The sequence below is a fragment of the Cellulomonas algicola genome (genome assembly GCF_003851725.1).
In the GTDB taxonomy this organism is placed as follows: domain Bacteria; phylum Actinomycetota; class Actinomycetes; order Actinomycetales; family Cellulomonadaceae; genus Cellulomonas; species Cellulomonas algicola.
On the sequence record NZ_BHYL01000381.1, the window covers coordinates 1 to 1,453 of the forward strand.

Here is a 1,453-nt window from a genome sequence, read left to right on the forward strand (position 1 = left end):
AGGTCGCGGTCGTCGGCCGGCTCGACGACGAGGCGACGCGCGCCCTGCACCGCGTCGCGCTGCGCTCGCCGGCTCCGGGCCTCGTCGTCGCGGTCGGGCCACCGGACGCCCCGTCGCCCGACGGCGGCACGGGCGCCCCCGCGGGTGCCGGCACCCCGGACGCCGCACCCGTCCTCCCCCTGCTGCGCGACCGCCCGCTCGTCGACGGCCGCCCCGCCGCGTACGTCTGCCGGGGCTTCGTCTGCGACCGGCCCACGACGTCGCCGGCGGACCTGGCCGCCGCGCTCGGCACACGCTGACCGTCCCGCGCGAGCCGTCGCGCCCGACGCGCGGACGCGCAGGTGAAGGGATTCGCACGGGCACCCTCAGCGGACGCCCAGGAAAGTCGCGTACCGTGCCGGGGTCCGCCGCCTGACCCCGGGCGGGACCCGAAACGACGGAGGACCCTCGTGCGTCGCACGACCACCGCTCGCGCTGTCGTCGCCACGGCGACCGCGCTCGTCCTGTCCCTCTCGCTGGCCGCGTGCAGCGGTGACGGCGGTTCCGACGACTCGCCGTCGGCCGACGCGTCGGCGTCCGCGAACGCGGCGGTCGCCGCCGACAAGGCGGCGCTCGCCAAGGTGACGATCGAGGGCGAGGCGGGCAAGGAGCCGACCGTCACGCTCCCGAGCACGCCGTTCAACGTGACGACGTTCGTCGCGCACCTCGTCGAGGACGGCGACGGCGACGAATTGAAGGACGGGCAGATCATGTCCATCCAGATGCTCATGCTCAACGGCACCGACGGCTCGACCATGGGCTCGACGTACGACACGGACACCCCGCAGCGCATCAAGGTCGGCCAGACCAGCATCGCGGAGCTCGACACCGAGCTGGAGGGCGCGCACGTCGGCGCCCGCGTGCTCGTCGCGCTGTCGTCGGGCGAGGACAACACGCAGGTGTACGCGATGGAGGTCGTCGACGCGGTCGACGGCGCCGACCCCGCGAGCCTGCCGACGCGGGCCGAGGGTGCGGCCGTCGCACCGGCCGCGGGCCTGCCGGCCGTGACGCTGGGCGAGGACGGCGCGCCGTCGATCACCCCGGTCGGCGGCGCGGCCCCGACGACGCTCGTCACGCAGCCGCTCATCACGGGCACGGGCAAGGTCGTCGAGGAGGGTGACTTCGTCACCGTCAAGTACACGGGCTGGCTGTGGGACGGCACGCAGTTCGACTCGGCGTGGGAGAAGGGCGAGCCGTTCGAGTTCCAGGCGGGCGCGGGCGCGGTCATCCAGGGCTGGGACACGGGCGTACAGGGGCAGCCGGTCGGCAGCCAGGTCCTGCTCGTCGTCCCGCCGGACCAGGGCTACGGCGACCAGGAGCAGGGCTCGATCCCGGCCGGCTCGACACTCGTCTTCGTGGTCGACATCCTCGACGCGCGCTGACGCACGCCGGACCTGACGGCCCGGGGCGCCCC

General features: G+C 75.0%; 1 protein-coding gene and 1 pseudogene. Both read left to right on the forward strand.

Going from position 1 to position 1,453, the window contains the following annotated elements; all coding sequences use genetic code 11:
* A pseudogene (locus tag CTKZ_RS19505) lies at positions 1–299 on the forward strand (hypothetical protein); the annotation flags it as partial.
* Between the two features lie 150 nt (positions 300–449).
* Positions 450–1,421 carry an FKBP-type peptidyl-prolyl cis-trans isomerase gene (locus tag CTKZ_RS19510; RefSeq protein WP_124344474.1) on the forward strand — a complete coding sequence of 324 codons (972 nt, stop codon included), beginning with the start codon at positions 450–452 and terminating at the stop codon, positions 1,419–1,421.
* Positions 1,422–1,453 lie beyond the last annotated feature (32 nt).